At 61.5% G+C, this 1,989-nt stretch carries 1 protein-coding gene; it reads right to left on the reverse strand.

Features of this window, described 5'->3' with window-relative positions; translation table 11 throughout:
• Positions 1 to 53: 53 nt before the first annotated feature.
• Positions 54 to 1,856, reverse strand: coding sequence for an acyl-CoA dehydrogenase (locus OC610_RS26510; RefSeq protein ID WP_264432162.1), 1,803 nt, complete (start codon positions 1,854 to 1,856; stop codon positions 54 to 56).
• Positions 1,857 to 1,989 lie beyond the last annotated feature (133 nt).

Consider the following 1,989-nt stretch of genomic DNA (forward strand, 5'->3'; position numbering starts at 1 on the left):
TGTGGGAGCGAGCTTGCTCGCGATTGGATATCAGCCGCGCCACAAGACCCGGCTCAGAACCACTCATCCCGCATCCCCAGGCACGTATCGTCCCGCGCCTCAAGAATGGCCAGCTCATGGTGACATCCGGGTACTTCCCAGGTCAGGAAGTAGCGCGCCGCCTGCAACTTGCCTTTATAAAAAGCGACATCCGCCGCGCTGCCCTTGGCCAGTCCTTCCTCGGCGCGAATCGCCTGTTCCAGCCAGCGCCAGCCGATCACCATGTGCCCGAACACCTTCAGGTACAGCGCCGAATTGGCGAGGCTGCTGTTGACCTTGCCTTGGGCCAGGTCGGTCAGCAGGCCGAGGGTGACTGTTTGCAGGCGCGCTACCAAGGCTTCCAGCGGCTGACGCAAGGGCGTTAACGATTCGTACGCTTGGGCGCGCTCGGTGGTGTCGGCCACCAGCCGAATCAGTTGCTTGAGCCCGGCACCGCCGTTCTGCGCCAGTTTGCGGCCCAGCAAGTCCAGGGACTGGATGCCGTGGGTGCCCTCATGGATCGGGTTCAGGCGGTTGTCGCGGTAATACTGCTCCACCGGGTATTCGCGGGTGTAGCCGTGGCCGCCGAGGATCTGGATCGCCAGTTCGTTTGCTTTCAGGCAAAACTCCGAGGGCCACGACTTGACGATGGGCGTCAGCAGGTCGAGCAATTCATGGGCACGCCGGCGCTCGGCTTCGCTTTCCAGCGTGGTGGTGTCGTCGAACAACCGGGCCGCGTACAGGCCGAGGTCGAACGAACCTTCCACATACGCCTTTTGCGTCAGCAGCATGCGCCGCACGTCGGCGTGCTGGATGATCGGCACCGGCGCGGTGGTCGGGTCCTTGCTGTCGGGAACCCGGCCCTGCGGGCGTTCGCGAGCGTACTCAAGGGAATATAAATAGCCGGCGTAACCCAGCATCACAGCGCCCATGCCGACGCCAATCCGCGCCTCGTTCATCATCTGGAACATGTAGCTCAGGCCGTGGTGCGGCTTTCCTACGAGGTAACCGACACATTCGCCGTTGTCGCCGAAGTTCAGCGCAGTAGAGGTGGTGCCACGCCAGCCCATCTTGTGAAACAACCCGGCCAGCAGCACGTCGTTACGCCGGCCGAGGCTGCCGTCATCGTTGACCAGGAACTTGGGTACGATAAACAGCGAGATGCCCTTCACGCCGGGTGGCGCGTCCGGTAATTTCGCCAAGACCATGTGGACGATGTTCTCCGACAGCGGATGGTCGCCGCCGGAGATGAAAATCTTGTTGCCCTTGAGCCGATAGGTGCCGTCGGATGCCGGCTCTGCGCGCGTACGAATGTCCGACAGCGATGAACCCGCGTGAGGTTCGGTCAAGGCCATGGTGCCGAAGAAGCGACCGTCGATCATCGGCTGCAGGAAGCGTTGTTTCTGCTCATCGCTGCCGAAGCTCTCGATCAGGTTCGCCGCGCCCATGGTCAGGAACGGGTAAGACGTCGAAGCGGCGTTGGCCGCCTGGAAATGCGCAAAGCAAGCTTGGGACAACAACGTCGGCAGTTGCATGCCGCCCGCCTCGAAGCTGCGCGCGGCATTGAGGAAACCTGCCTCGAGGAAGGCATCCACCGCTGGCTTCACTTCCGGGATCAGGATGGCCTGGCCGTTTTCGTAGCGCGGTTCGTTTTCGTCGTTCTTGCGGTTGTGGGGTGCGAAGTATTTTTCGGCGATGCTGCGCGCCGTGCCGATGGCCGCGTCGAAGGTTTCGCGGTTGTGCTCGGCAAACCGTTCGCGCTGGGTCAGGCCCTCGGCATCAAGGACTTCATACAGCTCGAAAGCCAGATTGCGGGAACTGAGCAGCGTCTCGGACATGGCGGCCTACCTTTTCTTGGAATGGGCCGAGTCTAGGTCTGGGAATGGAGGCTGAACAGGATGATTGATTTGGGTGATGGAGGAGTGAAGCTGACGCTAATCAAAAAAATGTGGGAGCGAGCTTGCTCGCGAT

The sequence above is a fragment of the Pseudomonas agronomica genome (assembly GCF_025917275.1).
GTDB lineage: Bacteria > Pseudomonadota > Gammaproteobacteria > Pseudomonadales > Pseudomonadaceae > Aquipseudomonas > Aquipseudomonas agronomica.

Bases quoted from the DNA above. Each gene is read 5' to 3' on its own strand.
- OC610_RS26510 (WP_264432162.1), bottom strand. From the start codon at position 1,856: ATGTCCGAGACGCTGCTCAGTTCCCGCAATCTGGCTTTCGAGCTGTAT.